This window comes from Umezawaea endophytica (assembly GCF_025061645.1).
Classification (GTDB): domain Bacteria; phylum Actinomycetota; class Actinomycetes; order Mycobacteriales; family Pseudonocardiaceae; genus Umezawaea; species Umezawaea endophytica.
Map to the genome: position 1 here is coordinate 155,243 of NZ_JANYMP010000011.1, position 14,305 is coordinate 169,547.

A 14,305-nucleotide genomic window follows, 5' to 3' on the forward strand; every position below is an offset into this window, starting at 1 on the left:
CGCATGAAGCCATTGCCGCTGCCGGTCCGCATCGCGGCAGGCCTCGCGGTCACCGCCGTCGAGCGGGCCCGTTTGCTCCCGCAGCAGCTCGCGGGCCTGCCCGTGACGGTCGTGAGCGAGGCGCTGCAACTGTCCATGCGTCTTCAGCAACAGGTCACCGAGCTCGCGATCAAGGGTGACGACGTGCTGTCCGGGATGCGTCCGCCCGAGGACGAGCCTGAATGGGCCACGTTCGACGAGGACGAGAGTCCCCCGATCGTGTCCGTGAACACACCGGTGGACCCGCCGGAGGACACAGCGGACGACGACGACCCGTGGACAGAGGAAGAGCGCGCCATCGCGGCCGAGCCGCCCGCCGCGCTGCCCGTCTACGACGACCTGTCGCTGCCGCAGTTGCGGGCGCGGTTGCGGACGCTGTCGGCCGAGGACCTGGAGGAGCTGCTGGCGTACGAGCGGGCGCACGACGACCGGCCGCAGTTCACCGGGATGTTGAACCGGCGCATCGCCACCGTGCGCGCGCAGTCGTGACGCAGTCGGACGCGCCGTCCACCCCGGAGCAGCCGTGGCCGGTTCGGACGGTGGCGCGCAAGATCAACGAGTGGATCAACCGGCTCGGCGCGGTGTGGGTCGAGGGCCAGATCACGCAGGTGTCCGCGCGTCCCGGTACGGCGACGGCGTTCCTGACGCTGCGCGACCCGTCGGTGGACATGTCGATGTCGCTGACGAGTCCGATCGGGCTGGTGCGCGGGATGGAACCGCCGCTGACCGACGGCAGCCGGGTGATCGTGCACGGGAAGCCCGCGTTCTTCGCCGGGCGCGGCACGTTGAGCCTGCGGGTGGACGAGATCCGCGCGGTGGGCATCGGGGAGTTGCTGGCGCGGATCGAGCGCCTGCGGAAGCTGTTGAACGCCGAGGGGTTGTTCGACCCGCGGCGCAAACGCAGGCCGCCGTTCCTGCCCAACAAGATCGGACTGATCACCGGGCGGGCTTCGGCGGCCGAGCGGGACGTGCTGACGAACGCGCGCAACCGTTGGCCGGGCGCGAGGTTCCGGGTCGTCAACGTCGCCGTGCAGGGCGCGACGGCGGTTCCGCAGATCCTCACCGCACTGTCCACTCTGGACCGTGACGCCGAGGTGGACGTGATCGTGCTGGCGCGCGGCGGCGGCAGCGTCGAGGACCTGCTGCCGTTCTCCGACGAGGCGCTGTGCCGGGCGGTGGCGTCGTGCCGCACGCCCGTCATGTCCGCGATCGGACACGAACCGGACAGTCCTCTCGTCGACTACGTCGCGGACGTCCGCTGCTCCACGCCGACCGATGCGGGCAAACGGGTGGTTCCCGATGTGGCGGAAGAAGCAGAGCGAGTACGCCAAATGCGCGACCGCGCCCGCCGAGCGCTGCACGGCTGGGTGGACCGCGAGCGCAAGCTGCTCCAGTCGCTGCGCTCCCGACCTGCGCTTTCCGACCCGTACGGCCCGCTGGACCGCCGCCGCGAGGACGTCGACCGACTCCGGGAACGGGGCCGCCGCGCGGTGCTCGCCCGGTTGTCGACCGAGCAGAACGGCCTGGCCTCCACAAAAGCGCGCTTGACGACCCTCGGACCGGCAGCCACGCTTGCGCGCGGATACGCGGTAGTGCAACGCGTCACACCCGAGGGTGTCGACGGCGTGCTGAGGTCGATCGAGGAGGCCCCGGCCGGGACGCGGCTGCGCGTGCGCGTGGCGGACGGGGCCGTGCACGCGGTCGTGAGCGAGGACGGAGGCAGTGGTGCCAAACCCGGCGCGTGAACCCACGTTCCTCCCGTTGACGATGGCCGCGGCCGGGTCGGCGGCGGACGGCTCGTCCGACCCGCTGGCCCGCGACAGCGCGCAGGTCGTCCAGGACCGCGCGCGGACGGCGAATGCCGCCGCCGCCGACTGCTGGACGTCCCTGGTCGCGGGCTGCACGTCCGGCCGCCAGACGTTGATCAACGAGTTGCACGACCTGTCCTTGGCGACCTCGCAGTACGCGGGCACGCGGTGGTGGCTGAGCCACGGTTCCGTGCACCGCAGGCGTGTCGTGGCGGCCGAGGGCCGCATCGACGACGCGGTGCGGGATGGTGACGGCGCCGAGTTCGCGGAGGCGTTCGTCGGGTACGACCAAGCCGTGGCCACGGTCGTGGCGCACGCGCAGAGCAGATTGGGGAGTTTGGCCCAGTGAGTTCCACCGAGACCGAACTCGGCTACGAGGCCGCCCGCGACGAGCTGGTGGAGGTGGTCCGCAAGCTCGAAGCGGGCGGCCTGTCGCTGGAGGACTCCATCGCGCTGTGGGAACGCGGCGAGGCGCTGGCGAAGACGTGCGAGAGCCACCTGGACGGCGCGAAGGAACGGATCGACGCCGCGCTGGCGGTCGTCGAGGAGGACGTCGAGGGCTGACATTGGGACCCTGGTCACGGGGTACTCCGTGCGAGGATTGGTCTACCGGCCGATCATCCCAGGAGGAGCACAATGGTGAGCTCGAACCCTTCCGAACGCCGCCGCGAAGCGCCTGACCGCAACCTGGCGCTGGAATTGGTCCGGGTCACCGAGGCCGCCGCCATGGCCGCGGGGAGATGGGTCGGCCGGGGTGACAAGAACGGTGGCGACGGCGCGGCCGTGGACGCCATGCGCAAGCTGATCCACACCGTGTCGATGCGCGGTGTCGTCGTGATCGGCGAGGGCGAGAAGGACGAAGCGCCCATGCTCTACAACGGCGAGGAGGTCGGCAACGGCGACGGCCCGGACTGCGACGTGGCCGTGGACCCGATCGACGGCACGACGCTGATGGCGAAGGGCATGCCGAACGCCCTCGCGGTGCTCGCGGTGGCCGAGCGCGGCGCGATGTTCGACCCGTCGGCCGTGTTCTACATGGAGAAGCTCGCCGTGGGCCCGGAGGCGGCGGACGTCATCGACATCACCGCGCCCATCGCGGAGAACATCCGCCGCGTGGCCAAGGCGAAGCACATCGACGTGACGGACGTGACGGTCTGCGTCCTCGACCGGCCGCGCCACGAGCACCTGGTGCACGAGGTCCGCGAAGCCGGGGCCCGCATCCACTTCATCTCCGACGGCGACGTGGCGGGCGCCATCTCCGCGGCCCGCCCGGACACCGGCGTGGACCTGCTCGTCGGCATCGGCGGCACGCCGGAGGGCATCATCGCGGCTGCCGCGCTCAAGTGCATCGGCGGCGAGATCCAGGCGAAGCTGTGGCCCAAGGACGACGAGGAGCGCCAGAAGGCGATCGACGCGGGCCACGACCTGGACCGCGTGCTGACGACGCGGGAACTGGTGCGCGGCGACAACGTCTTCTTCTGCGCGACCGGCGTCACGAGCGGCGACCTGCTGCGCGGCGTGCACTACCGCTCCGGGGGCTGCACCACGCAGTCGATCGTGATGCGCTCGAAGTCCGGCACCGTGCGGATGATCGACGGCTTCCACCGGCTGACGAAGCTGCGCGAGTACTCGTCGGTCGACTTCGACCGCCTGGCCGAGGCGGAGGCCGAACACCTGCTCCCGCCGCTGCCCTAGCGGCACGGGCAGCCGGTCACCGCGCCCAGGCCCGTTCCGCGGCCCGGAAGGCGCCGGGGGTGTTCCCCGTCTCGCGGGTGAAGAACTTGCCGAAGTTGGTCGGTTCGGTGAAGCCGAGCCGGTGGCCGACGGCCGCGACCGGCAGGTCGGTGTGCGCCAGCAACCGCTTGGCCTCCAGGGTGACGCGGGCGTCGACGAGCGCCTTGGCGGTGCGGCCGGTGGCGGCCTGGCAGGCGCGGTTGAGGCTGCGCAACGAGTAGCCGACGCGGGCGGCGTAGTCGGCGGCGTTGCGCGTCTCGGCGAACGACCGCTCCAGTTCGTGCCGGAACCGCTGGAAGGTCGGGTCGTGACCGGGTCCGTCGGCCGGGGCGAGTCGGGCGACGCGCAGCAGCACGGCCGCGAGCAGGTGCCGCAGCAGGTCGACGGTGACGGCGTCCGGTCCCCGAACGGCCCGGCGGTACTCGACGGCCAGTTCGGCCACCGCCGTGGTCAGCTCGTCGAGCGGCACGGTCCGGACCACCGGTCCGAACGAGCCGAGCAGGGCGGCGGCCCCGTCGAGCCGGGGCGGGAAGTCCGCGGTGAACAGCACCACCGTCGCGTCCACGCCGGTCGACGGCAGCCGCAGCACCCGGCCGGGCGCCACGTGCAGCAGCGTGCCCGCCGAGCACGGGCGGTCGACGAAATCGACCATCGCGACACCCGATCCCCCGGTCACCAGGAAGAGCTGGTGGAAGTCCGCTCGGTGCACCGTGGCCAACGTCTGAGCGGGCAGTCTGGCCGCGAGTGCCGCGAAGTCGACCACCTCGACACCGAGCCGCGGCACGTCGGGGTTGCTGAAGCCGAACTCGGCGACCTGTCCACTTCCGACCATGGTGGGACGAAATCCTACCTCGTGGTCGCGGCCTGGTTCGGGCGATTCTCTTGGGGCGGCGAGCGGGCACCGGGTCCGCCGCCCTCGACGGAACGGACACCTCTCGTGGACAACAAGGATCTGGTTCTCCAGGCGGCGGGCGAACTGTTCGGCGACAGGGACCCCGCCGCGGTGGACCGCTGGGTCTCGCCGGACTACCGGCAGCACAGCTCGCTCGCCGCCGACGGCCCCGAGGCGCTGCGCGGCCTGGTCGCCTCCCTCCCAGTCGACTTCCGCTACGAGGGCGCACGGGTGATCGCCGACGGCGACTTGGTGGCCCTGCACGGCACGTACCACGGCTTCGGCCCCGTCCCGCTGGTCGCGTTCGACCTCTTCCGCGTCGCGGACGGGAAGTTGGCGGAGCACTGGGATGCCCTGACCCCCGTGGTCGCGGCGACCGTCAGCGAACGGTCCCAGACCGACGGCCCGACCACGCCGTCCGACCTCGACCGGACCGAGCACAACCGAGCCCTCGTCGCCGAGTTCGCGCGGCGGGTCCTCGTGGGCGCCGACTACTCGGTGCTCACCGACTACATCTCCACCGACCGCTACGACCAGCACAACCCGGAGGCGGGCGACGGCCTCGCCGGTTTCGGCGCCGCCGCGGCGAAGTGGGCCGAGCAGGGGAAGGAACTGCGCTACAAGACGGTGCACCGGGTCGTGGCCGAGGGCGATCTCGTGCTCCTCCAGTCGGAGGGCGAGTTCGGCGAACCGGTCGCCTACTGGGACCTGTTCCGCGTCGCCGACGGCCGGATCGTCGAGCACTGGGACGTCATCACGCCCGTCCCGGCTTCGCTCCCGCACGGCAACGGCCTGTTCTGAAACCGCTTTCATTGAACGGTGTGTGAACAGTTAAGGACCCCTCACAGGCCGTGTGGGGGTGGTGACCATGTGAGACATGTCCCTAGTTTCCGTTTCGTCCCCGGCAACCCTGCGCCGGAGACGGGAAGGAACGGAAACGATGAGGGCACGTTCCCTGTTCACCGCGGTAGCCGTCGCGCTCGGTATGGCGTTCGCCTCGATGGGCGCGGCGTCGGCACAACCCGTACCCGACGACGGCGGCGTCTCGCCGATGATCGTCGGCGGCGGCAACGCCACCCAGGTCTACTCGTTCATGGTGTCCCTGCAGAGCACCTCGGGCGGTCACTTCTGCGGTGGTTCGCTGATCAAGGCCAACTGGGTCGTCACGGCCAAGCACTGCGTCCAGGGCCGCACACCGGCCTCGACGCGGGCGCGCATCGGCACGACCAACCGGACCAGCGGCGGCACCCTGGCCTCCGCGAGCCGGATCGTCCTGCACCCGAGCGCTGACCTGGCGCTCGTCCAGCTCTCGACGTCGGTCACCCAGACACCGGCGAAGATCTCGACCTCGTCCGGCGCGGTCGGCACCGCCACCCGCATCATCGGTTGGGGCCAGACCTGCCCGTCGTCGAGCGGTTGCGGCGCGGCGCCCGTCACGCTCCAACAGCTCGACACGTCGATCGTCGCGGACAGCCGGTGCTCCGGCATCAGCGCGTCCACCGAGATCTGCACGAACAACACCGGCGGCAACAAGGGCGCCTGCTACGGCGACTCCGGCGGCCCGGAGATCAAGTCCGTCGGCGGCGTGTGGGAGCTCATCGGCGCCACCAGCCGCAGCGGCGGCGGTGCCACGTGCGCGACCGCTCCGTCGATCTACGTCGACGTCCCCGTGTTCCGCACCTGGATCAGCGGGTACGCGGGCACCGTTTAGCACTTCGGCCTGACGCGCATGGTTGACCGCCTTCGGGGATACCCGGAGGCGGTCAACCTTTGTCGTGGGCCACTCGTCTTGCTCCACGACAAGGCGAACCTGGAGTGGTGGATGCGCTTTCTTCTCGTACTGGCAACGGCTTTGCTGGCCTCGGCGTGCGCCCAGCAAGCGCCCTTCGCGGCCCCTGTGGTCACCAGCACCACGACGACGACCACCGAGGCGCCCCCTCCACCCCAACCCGCACCACCGCGCGCGCCGGTCAACCCGTGCTCCATCACCGACGGGGCGTGCGTGCGCCTGTCCACGTCGGAGAGTTGGTTGATCACCGGCGGGGCCATCTCCTACGGCCCGGTGCCGTCGGCGTTCGGCATGGCGGGCCACGAGACGCCGACCGGTGACTTCTCGGTGCTGTACAAGGTCCGCGACGACTGGAGCGTCCCCTACGACACCCCGATGCCGTACACCGTGTACTTCCGCGGCGACGGGATCGCGTTCCACCAGGGCGACCTCGCCCCGGCTTCGTCGCACGGCTGCGTGCACCTGTCCGAGGAGGCCGCGGCGACGTTCTTCGACTTCCTCCAGCCGGGAGCGCGGGTTCAAGTCGTCGCCTAGGCGTCCCCCATTCGTTACCGGCGGTGGGCAACCATGATCGGGTGACAGGCGTCTCACCTCCTGACACGACGATCAGGGGGCTCGGACATGCGCGTTCTTCTCGTACTGGCAACAGCGTTGCTCGTCACCGCGGGGTGCGCGCGCGGTGAGCAGACCGAAGCGGCTTCCCCGTCCGCCACGAGCGCCTCCACGTCGGCGTCCGCTCCGGCCTCGTCGTCCTCGTCCGCCACCCCGGTCCCGTCCACCTCCGAGGCCCCGCCCGCGCCGTCCTCGACCGAGGCTCCGCCGCCCGCGCCGACCACGACCACGACCACGTCGTCGGAGGCTCCGCCCCCGCCGCAGCCCGCGCCGCCGCCCCCGGCCGTCCAGGTCGAGGGAACGCCGTGCGACATCACGAACGGCGCCTGCGTGGAGCTGTCGAGCCAGCAGACGTGGCTCATCAGCAACGGCGTGGTGACCTACGGTCCCGTTCCCATCACGTCGGGCCGGCCGGGCTACGAGACGCCCACGGGCTACTTCCCGGTGCTGCACAAGGTCCGCCACGAGGTCAGCCGCCCGTACAACAACGCGCCCATGCCGTATTCGGTGTACTTCACCAGCTACGGCATCGCCTTCCACGAGGGCAGCCTCACCGATCCGTCGCACGGCTGCATCCACCTGTCCCAGGAAGCCGCCGCGACGTACTTCGACTTCCTCCAGTCGGGCCAACAGGTCCAGGTCACCCCCTGATCCCACCCTGCGCTCCTGCCGGGGTGATTGGATGATCCATCCCGTGGGTACCCAACGGGATGAGGGGTGATTCGAGATGAGGATTCTCGGCACTGTTGTCGCAGCACTGGCCCTGGCCACCGGCTTCGCGATCCCCGCGCAGGCGGCAGCCTCCGACTACCCCTGCACCATCGCAGAGGGTGCCTGTCTCCGACTGTCCACGAACGAGGCCTGGCTCGTCTTCAACGGATCCGTCAGCTACGGCCCGGTTCCCGTGACCCACGGCAGGCCCGGCTACGAAACGCCGACCGGCACGTTCCCCGTTCTGCGCAAGGTGCGGAACGACTGGAGCATTCCCTACAACGCGCCGATGCCGTACTCGACGTACTTCACGTCGGACGGCATCGCCTTCCACGAAGGCAGCCTGACCGACCCGTCGCACGGCTGCGTCCACCTGTCGAACGAGGCGGCCATCGTCTTCTACGACAACCTGCTCGTCGGTGAACAGGTACAGGTGGTCCCGTAACGCCACAGCGGTCGAACGGGCCCCCGGTTCAGCCGGGCGGCCCGTTCCGCCGCTTCGACGCCCTCGGCCACGGCAGGATCCCCACTTCACGCCGCCACACCGCGGGTCTGGCAGGCTCCTTCACCTTCATGAGGTTCACCGGCATCCCGCCGGTCGTGTTCGTCGAGACCGAGAACTCCAGCCTCTTCGTCGAGGACAAGGCTCCGGTGACCGGCTACCGAACCGTTCTGGATTCACTCGCCTCGGTCGCCTTGGATGAGGAACAATCGCGAGAGCTGATCAGCACGATCGCGACCTAGGAGGGCTTGGGCATGGGCACTTGGCTCAAGAGCAGCTACAGCGCTCCCAACGGCGACTGCATCGAGGTCGGGCGCGGCATCGGCATCCGCGACAGCAAGTCGTGGCGCAAGAGCACCTACAGCGCGAACGCGAACGACTGCGTCGAGATCGGTCGTCGCGTCGGCATCCGGGACAGCAAGTCCACCGGTCACCTGCCTGTGGCGGCTCCGGCGTGGTCGGCGTTCCTGGCGGCCGTGAAGTCCGACAGCTTCCGATGCCGTTAGCCTTCGCCGTCCTCGACCGGGCGGGCCAGACCCGCCGCCTCAAGCGCCTGGCCCGTCTCGCGCTGGCCGAGCACGACATCCCGGCGGCCACCCTCACCCTGCTGCCGAACGGCTGGAACACCAACTTCCGCGTCGACCGCGACCACGTGCTCCGCGTCCGCGCCACGACACCCCGGTTCGCCGAGGCGGAGACCACCTGGTTGACCGCGTTGGCGAAGGACACCACCCTGGGCGTCCCGGAACCGGTCCCGACCCGCACGGGCGAGTACGTGACGACCGTGACCACCCCCGACGTCCCCGGCAGGCGGACGTGCGTCCTGTACCGCTGGGTCGAGGGGAGGTTCCACGGCAAGTCCCTCAGCGCCGACGACATCCGCAAGGTCGGCGAGTTCACCGCCCACCTCCAGCGGCACGGCAAGACCATGCCGCCACTGGCTCGCAACCGCGTGGACACCCTGCCCGACCACACCGCCCAACTGGCTGCGGACCTCCACTCCCCCGAGGCGGGTGTCCTCTTCGAGCGGGCCGTCACCCGCATCCGGGCCACCCTGGCGGCGCTCGGCAACGAGGCCCACGGCCTCATCCACGCCGACCTGCACCAGGAGAACTTCCTGTTCCACCAAGGCGAAGTCCGGGCGATCGACTTCGACGACTGCGGCTACGGCCACCACCTCTACGACCTGGCCGCGACCATCAGCGAACTCGACGACCCGTCCCTGCGCGCCCCGCTACTGGAGGGCTACCGCTCGGTCAGCCCCCTGGAGCACGAGGAGGCCCTGGAGGACCTGCTCCTCCTGCGCCGCCTGCAACTCACGACGTGGGTCGTCCAGGAACGCCACCTGCCCCAGTTCCGCGGCACGTGGGCCGCGACCCTGGCCCGCACCGTCGACCGCCTGCGCGGCTAGGTATCGACTGGAGGTGGTCGCGGCGGTCGTGGTAGGCACTCCCCCGTGTCGAAAAGAACCCTGGCCATCCTCCTGTGCGGCGCGCTGGCGCTCTCCGCGTGCACGTCCTCCACCCGTGAAGGCCCGCTGACGGCGACCGACGCGCTGGGCGACCTGAAGACGATCGACTACTGCACCGTCATCGGCGAGTCCGGCGACTCGGCGTTCGAGCACTGCCGGATCGCGAACGGCGTGAAGATCATGGCCGTCGGTCCGGTCGAATCCGGCGAGAACAAGGACCTCTACCCGGTCGAGTACCACGGTTCCGCGATGCCGGAGGGGATGCGGGTCCAGGGCTCGACGTTCAACTCCAAGCAGTCCTGCACCAGGCTGCTGACGTTCAGCGACGACGTCCGGCTGCGCTTCCTGGTCACGGGCGAGGCCAACGACGAGGCGAACTGCGCGAAGGCCATGGAGTTCGTGGAGTCCGCGCTGGGCGTCATCAACGAGAACAAGGTCGGCCGCCGCCAGTTCGCCGACAACTCCTTCGGTCGCCTGGACCCGTGCGCACTCCTCTCGACCCCCGAGGTCGAAGCAGTCCTCGGCAAGGACCGGAAGAAGACCCCCGGCATCACCGGCCACAACTGCCTGTTCGGCGACGTCGCCCTCACGTTCGACCAGAAGCAGGCCGTCGTCGGCGACGAGGAGACCATCGCGGGCTACCAGGCGACCGTCAGCAAGATCAGCCTGTTCTGCACCGTCCACCTGAACAGCGGCGACGAATCGGCGGCCGTCAAAGCCATCAGCATCACCGGCGAAGCCGACGACAGCACCTGCGACAAGGCCCGCCAGGTAGCCGAACTGGTCTTCCCCACCCTGCCGAAACCCTAGCCCTCGTTGCTCGAATGACCGGGGAACAGGTGCGCCGCCGGGTTCAGCGCTACCCCGGTGGCGATCAACTCAGCCGCGTTGGTCACGCGACGTGACGGATGTCGTAGCCGACAGCGACATCCAGGTTGACTCGTGTGGACCAGCGCGTATTCTGAATTCGGAGTTCGCACACCGCGGGTGTCGGACGAGTCGCAAGGCCAGGTGCACCCGGGGCAGACCGGGACCCTGGCCTTACGCATGTCCTCAGCAGTCGGTCACGACGTCGACCTCGTGCACGCACTCCGCGAGCACGTCGAGCAGATCCGCCCGGCCCTGCTTGGCAGCCCGCACCGCACCTGCGTCGACCCCGAACCCGTGCAACTCCCTCACCAGCGAGTTCAGGCACAGCGCCCGCGCCTGTTCCTGACGTCTGCGCGGCACCGGCGTTCCCACGGTGACCACGTGGAAACCTTCAAGCGCCGCAACGGTCTTGGCCGCCACGGCTTGCTGGTGGCGATCCATCTCGTTCCAGTGCAACTTCGTCGACTTCCTGACGCCGCGCAACCCCAGCATCGCTTCCCTTGTCCACCATGATCGGGTCAGCCCTCGTTGCTCGAATGGCCGGGGAACAGGTGCGCCGCCGGGTTCAGCGCGACCGCGATGTTGTTCACCGCTGTGGCCGCTTCACCGAACCCGGTGGCGATCAGCTTCACCTTCCCCGGATACGCCGCCACGTCCCCGGCGGCGTAGACCAGTTCGCGCTGCGTCCGCATGGTCGTGTCCACGGACACCGCCCGGTGGTCCAGTTCCAGCCCCCACGACTCGATCGGGCCGAGGTCGGCCGTGAAGCCGAGCGCGGCCACGACGGCGTCGGCGGGCAGCACCTTCACGTCGCCGGACTTGAGCTTGACCTCCACCTCGGCCAGCGCGGGCGCGCCGCGCAGGGCTGTCACCTCGGCGTCGGTGATGATCTCCACGCCCAGTTCGCGCACCGCTCGCACGGTCGGCGGGTGGGCGCGGAAGTTGGCGCGGCGGTGCACCAGCGTGACGCTGGCGGCGATCGGGTGCAGTGCCAGCGCCCAGTCGAACGCCGAGTCGCCGCCGCCGACGATCACGACGTGCTGGGCGGTGTGCGCCGCCAGTGACGGCACGAAGTGCACCATCCCGCGCCCGAGCCAGTCGTCGCCCGCGGGCAGCGGGCGGGGGCGGAACTCGCCCATGCCCGCGGTGATCAGCACCGCGCCCGCGTTGACCTCGGTCCCGTCGGCCAGCCCGACGCGCACCCGCGAGTCCACAGTGGACAGGGTGCGGGCCTGGCGGCCGAGCAGGTACGTCGGTTTCCACTGCGCGGCCTGCTCGACCAGCGCGTTGACCAGGTCCCGACCTCGGACGGCCGGGAAGCCCGCCACGTCGAAGATCATCTTCTCCGGGTACATCGCGGTGACCTGGCCGCCCGCTTCGGGCAGCGCGTCGACCAGTGCGACGGACAGGTCCCGGAACCCCGCGTAGTAGGCCGCGAACAGCCCCGTGGGACCGGCGCCCACGATCAACAAGTCGACATCCATGGGTTGAACCCCTCTGCCAGTGGTGGGTGGCAGTGCAGGGATTCGACCTTAGGTGCTCAACGCCACCGTGCCCAGATCCCCCTACGGGGACAAACTGGGGACTATGGGTGAACAGGGGTACCGCGTCGAGCACGACACCATGGGCGAGGTCCGGGTGCCGGTCGACGCGTTGTGGCGGGCGCAGACCCAGCGGGCGGTGGAGAACTTCCCGATCTCGGGGCGCGGGCTGGAACGGTCGCAGATCCGGGCGATGGGGCTGCTCAAAGCGGCTGCGGCGAGGGTGAACGAGCGGCTCGGCGTGCTGCCGTCCGACGTGGCGAAGGCCATCGCCGCCGCGGCCGACGAGGTCGCCGAGGGCGAGCACGACGCGCACTTCCCGGTCGACGTGTTCCAGACCGGGTCCGGCACGTCGTCGAACATGAACGCGAACGAGGTGATCGCGACCCTCGCCACCGCGAGCCTAGGCCGGGACGTGCACCCGAACGACCACGTGAACGCGTCGCAGTCGTCCAACGACACGTTCCCGACGACGCTCCGGGTCGCCGCGACGGAGGCCGTCGTCAAGGACGTGGTCCCGGCGCTGGAGCACCTCGCGACGACCCTGGAGGGCCGTTCGGCGGAGTGGGCCGACCTGGTCAAGTCCGGTCGCACGCACCTGATGGACGCGGTGCCGATCACGCTCGGCCAGGAGGCCGGGGCGTGGGCGGCGCAGGTCCGGTACGGCGTGGAGCGGCTGACGTCGTCGGTGCCGCGCCTGGCCGAGCTGCCGATCGGCGGCACGGCCGTCGGCAGCGGCCTGAACGCGCCGGAGGGCTTCGGCGCGGCCGTGTCCGCCGAACTCGCGGACGTGACCGGGCTGCCGTTGACCGAGGCGCGCGACCACTTCGAGGCGCAGGCGACGCAGGACGGCGTCGTGGAGATCTCCGGTCAGCTCAGGACCACCGCCGTGGCGCTGTTCAAGATCGCGAACGACCTGCGCTGGCTGGGTTCCGGGCCTCGCACGGGCCTCGGCGAGCTGGCGCTGCCCGACCTCCAGCCGGGCTCGTCGATCATGCCCGGCAAGGTCAACCCGGTGATCTCCGAGGCGACCATGATGGTCGTCGCGCAGATCATCGGGAACGACGCGACGGTCGCGTTCGCGGGCAGCCAGGGCAACTTCCAGCTCAACGTGATGCTGCCGGTGATCGCCCGCAACGTCCTGGAGTCCGCGCGCCTGCTCGCCGCCGTCGCCCGGCTGCTGGCGGACAAGGTCCTCGTCGGCACCGAGCCGCAGGTGGAGCGGCTGCGCGAGCTGGCCGAGTCGTCGCCGTCGATCGTGACGCCGCTCAACCGCTACCTCGGCTACGAGGAGGCCGCGTCCATCGCGAAGCAGTCCCTCAAGGAGCGCAAGACGATCCGCGAGGTCGTGCTGGAACGCGGGCACGTGCCCGGCAAGGTCACCGAGGAGCAGCTCGACGCGGCGCTCGACGTGCTGCACATGGCTCGCGGCGGCCGCTGACTCACGGCGTGGGCACGGGTTGTCCCACCGTGCCCACGCGTGGTCGCACCCGGCCCGCGGACAGGCCGACGACGCAGCCGATCGCGACGACGACCGCGCCGACCAGTCCGAGCAGCGTGAAGTCCTGCGCTCCCAACGCCACCGACACCACCAGCCCGGAGATCGGCATCAGTCCGATGAGGACTCCGGCGCGCGCGGCGCCGAGCCTGCCGACGGCGAAGTACCAGAGCCCGAACGCGACCGCGGTCAGCGCGATGGCCAACGTGACCAGCGCGACGCCCTCCTCGACCGTCGGCACCTGCCAGCCGCCGAGGAACGTGCCCGCCACCGCGCCGACCGCGCCCGCGATCAGGCACGTCCACGTCGCCACGGCCACCCCGCCCAGCCTGCGCACGACCCCGATCGCGAACAGCGTGAACGCCGCCTCCCCGGCCAGCGCCAACGCCGCCAGCAGCAGTCCGGGCCCGTGCCACGCGCCTCCGCCGGACAGCACGACCACGCCGAGCGCCACGATCCCCGCGCCCACCACCGCGGCCGCCGACGCCTTCCGGCTCGCCAGCGCGAGCACGACCGGTGTCCCGCCGAGCATCGCGGCCACGAAACCCGGCTCGGCGTAGAGCTGCGCGTGCAGGACCGCAGCGTTGAACCCGAGCATCCCGAACGCCACGAGCGCCAGCAGCGCGGGCAGGTCACCTAGCTTCGGCGGCACCGGGCGCTGGCCGCGGGCGTACGTCCACGCGAGCAGCACGAGCCCGCTCAACGCGTACCGCATCGCCTGTCCGGTGAGCAGCGGGTAGTGCTGGAGCAAGCCGGTGACCGGCACCGACGCCCCGACGATGATGGCCGCGGACGCCCCTGAGGCCACCGCGAGTCGACTGGTCATGCCGACAGCGTG

Annotated in this window: 19 protein-coding genes; 15 read left to right on the forward strand and 4 right to left on the reverse strand. The window is 70.5% G+C overall.

What is annotated here, in order from left to right:
• Positions 1-3: 3 nt before the first annotated feature.
• From NZH93_RS23440 to glpX, 5 genes are all read left to right on the forward strand, one after another.
• Positions 4-528 carry a lipid droplet-associated protein gene (locus NZH93_RS23440; RefSeq protein ID WP_259625326.1) on the forward strand — a complete coding sequence of 175 codons (525 nt, stop codon included), beginning with the start codon at positions 4-6 and terminating at the stop codon, positions 526-528.
• Positions 525-1,784 carry an exodeoxyribonuclease VII large subunit gene (gene xseA / locus NZH93_RS23445; protein ID WP_259625327.1) on the forward strand — a complete coding sequence of 420 codons (1,260 nt, stop codon included), beginning with the start codon at positions 525-527 and terminating at the stop codon, positions 1,782-1,784. Before NZH93_RS23440 ends, xseA begins: the two co-directional genes overlap by 4 nt.
• A complete protein-coding gene (locus tag NZH93_RS23450; RefSeq protein WP_259625328.1) occupies positions 1,765-2,196 on the forward strand; it encodes a sugar ABC transporter substrate-binding protein in 432 nt (143 codons plus the stop codon). The genes xseA and NZH93_RS23450 overlap by 20 nt, the downstream gene beginning before the upstream one ends.
• Positions 2,193-2,411, forward strand: coding sequence for an exodeoxyribonuclease VII small subunit (locus NZH93_RS23455; protein ID WP_259625329.1), 219 nt, complete (start codon positions 2,193-2,195; stop codon positions 2,409-2,411). Before NZH93_RS23450 ends, NZH93_RS23455 begins: the two co-directional genes overlap by 4 nt.
• 72 nt (positions 2,412-2,483) lie before the next feature.
• Positions 2,484-3,542, forward strand: a complete 1,059-nt coding sequence (gene glpX, locus NZH93_RS23460) for a class II fructose-bisphosphatase (RefSeq protein ID WP_259625330.1) — start codon at positions 2,484-2,486, stop codon at positions 3,540-3,542.
• A gap of 16 nt (positions 3,543-3,558) precedes the next feature.
• Here glpX and NZH93_RS23465 read toward each other — a convergent pair whose 3' ends face one another.
• Complete coding sequence (locus tag NZH93_RS23465; protein ID WP_259625331.1) at positions 3,559-4,413, reverse strand: helix-turn-helix domain-containing protein; 855 nt, start codon at positions 4,411-4,413, stop codon at positions 3,559-3,561.
• A 105-nt stretch (positions 4,414-4,518) separates the two neighbouring features.
• Here NZH93_RS23465 and NZH93_RS23470 point away from each other — a divergent pair, with 105 nt between their 5' ends.
• From NZH93_RS23470 to NZH93_RS50775, 9 genes are all read left to right on the forward strand, one after another.
• The gene (locus NZH93_RS23470) at positions 4,519-5,274 is read left to right on the forward strand and encodes a nuclear transport factor 2 family protein (protein ID WP_259625332.1); all 756 of its coding nucleotides are present in this window, start codon (positions 4,519-4,521) and stop codon (positions 5,272-5,274) included.
• Positions 5,275-5,413: 139 nt separating this feature from the next.
• Entirely contained in the window at positions 5,414-6,184 is a 771-nt protein-coding gene (locus NZH93_RS23475) for a S1 family peptidase (protein WP_259625333.1), read from the forward strand.
• A 111-nt stretch (positions 6,185-6,295) separates the two neighbouring features.
• Positions 6,296-6,796: a L,D-transpeptidase gene (locus NZH93_RS23480; RefSeq protein WP_259625334.1), complete on the forward strand. Its 501-nt coding sequence runs from the start codon at positions 6,296-6,298 to the stop codon at positions 6,794-6,796.
• An 87-nt stretch (positions 6,797-6,883) separates the two neighbouring features.
• Entirely contained in the window at positions 6,884-7,525 is a 642-nt protein-coding gene (locus NZH93_RS23485; protein WP_259625335.1) for a L,D-transpeptidase, read from the forward strand.
• A 76-nt stretch (positions 7,526-7,601) separates the two neighbouring features.
• Positions 7,602-8,030, forward strand: a complete 429-nt coding sequence (locus NZH93_RS23490; protein WP_259625336.1) for a L,D-transpeptidase — start codon at positions 7,602-7,604, stop codon at positions 8,028-8,030.
• A gap of 77 nt (positions 8,031-8,107) precedes the next feature.
• Complete coding sequence (locus NZH93_RS23495; protein ID WP_259625458.1) at positions 8,108-8,329, forward strand: Scr1 family TA system antitoxin-like transcriptional regulator; 222 nt, start codon at positions 8,108-8,110, stop codon at positions 8,327-8,329.
• Between the two features lie 12 nt (positions 8,330-8,341).
• Positions 8,342-8,593, forward strand: a complete 252-nt coding sequence (locus NZH93_RS23500; RefSeq protein ID WP_259625337.1) for a DUF397 domain-containing protein — start codon at positions 8,342-8,344, stop codon at positions 8,591-8,593.
• On the forward strand, positions 8,584-9,498 hold the full coding sequence (locus NZH93_RS23505; protein WP_259625338.1) for a phosphotransferase enzyme family protein: 915 nt from the start codon (positions 8,584-8,586) through the stop codon (positions 9,496-9,498). Before NZH93_RS23500 ends, NZH93_RS23505 begins: the two co-directional genes overlap by 10 nt.
• A 45-nt stretch (positions 9,499-9,543) precedes the next feature.
• The gene (locus NZH93_RS50775; protein ID WP_259625339.1) at positions 9,544-10,368 is read left to right on the forward strand and encodes a DUF3558 family protein; all 825 of its coding nucleotides are present in this window, start codon (positions 9,544-9,546) and stop codon (positions 10,366-10,368) included.
• Between the two features lie 243 nt (positions 10,369-10,611).
• On the opposite strand, the gene NZH93_RS23515 is transcribed toward NZH93_RS50775, so the two are convergent.
• On the reverse strand, positions 10,612-10,809 hold the full coding sequence (locus NZH93_RS23515; protein ID WP_259625340.1) for a hypothetical protein: 198 nt from the start codon (positions 10,807-10,809) through the stop codon (positions 10,612-10,614).
• 137 nt (positions 10,810-10,946) lie between these two features.
• Positions 10,947-11,912 (reverse strand): NAD(P)/FAD-dependent oxidoreductase, encoded by a 966-nt coding sequence (locus NZH93_RS23520; RefSeq protein ID WP_259625341.1) that lies wholly within the window; start codon positions 11,910-11,912, stop codon positions 10,947-10,949.
• 103 nt (positions 11,913-12,015) lie between these two features.
• Here NZH93_RS23520 and NZH93_RS23525 point away from each other — a divergent pair, with 103 nt between their 5' ends.
• Positions 12,016-13,410 (forward strand): class II fumarate hydratase, encoded by a 1,395-nt coding sequence (locus NZH93_RS23525; RefSeq protein ID WP_259625342.1) that lies wholly within the window; start codon positions 12,016-12,018, stop codon positions 13,408-13,410.
• A 1-nt stretch (position 13,411) separates the two neighbouring features.
• Here the strand turns inward: NZH93_RS23525 and NZH93_RS23530 are convergent, their stop codons facing one another.
• Positions 13,412-14,293 carry a DMT family transporter gene (locus tag NZH93_RS23530; RefSeq protein WP_259625343.1) on the reverse strand — a complete coding sequence of 294 codons (882 nt, stop codon included), beginning with the start codon at positions 14,291-14,293 and terminating at the stop codon, positions 13,412-13,414.
• Positions 14,294-14,305 lie beyond the last annotated feature (12 nt).

Excerpts from the sequence above, each read along its gene's own strand:
- NZH93_RS23520 (WP_259625341.1), bottom strand. The coding sequence starts at position 11,912 with ATGGATGTCGACTTGTTGATCGTGGGCGCCGGTCCCACGGGGCTGTTC.
- NZH93_RS23485 (WP_259625335.1), top strand. The coding sequence starts at position 6,884 with ATGCGCGTTCTTCTCGTACTGGCAACAGCGTTGCTCGTCACCGCGGGG.
- NZH93_RS23500 (WP_259625337.1), top strand. The coding sequence starts at position 8,342 with ATGGGCACTTGGCTCAAGAGCAGCTACAGCGCTCCCAACGGCGACTGC.
- NZH93_RS23505 (WP_259625338.1), top strand. The coding sequence starts at position 8,584 with ATGCCGTTAGCCTTCGCCGTCCTCGACCGGGCGGGCCAGACCCGCCGC.
- NZH93_RS23465 (WP_259625331.1), bottom strand. The coding sequence starts at position 4,413 with ATGGTCGGAAGTGGACAGGTCGCCGAGTTCGGCTTCAGCAACCCCGAC.
- NZH93_RS23475 (WP_259625333.1), top strand. The coding sequence starts at position 5,414 with ATGAGGGCACGTTCCCTGTTCACCGCGGTAGCCGTCGCGCTCGGTATG.
- NZH93_RS23490 (WP_259625336.1), top strand. The coding sequence starts at position 7,602 with ATGAGGATTCTCGGCACTGTTGTCGCAGCACTGGCCCTGGCCACCGGC.
- NZH93_RS23530 (WP_259625343.1), bottom strand. The coding sequence starts at position 14,293 with ATGACCAGTCGACTCGCGGTGGCCTCAGGGGCGTCCGCGGCCATCATC.
- NZH93_RS23440 (WP_259625326.1), top strand. The coding sequence starts at position 4 with ATGAAGCCATTGCCGCTGCCGGTCCGCATCGCGGCAGGCCTCGCGGTC.
- NZH93_RS23480 (WP_259625334.1), top strand. The coding sequence starts at position 6,296 with ATGCGCTTTCTTCTCGTACTGGCAACGGCTTTGCTGGCCTCGGCGTGC.
- glpX (WP_259625330.1), top strand. The coding sequence starts at position 2,484 with ATGGTGAGCTCGAACCCTTCCGAACGCCGCCGCGAAGCGCCTGACCGC.
- NZH93_RS23525 (WP_259625342.1), top strand. The coding sequence starts at position 12,016 with ATGGGTGAACAGGGGTACCGCGTCGAGCACGACACCATGGGCGAGGTC.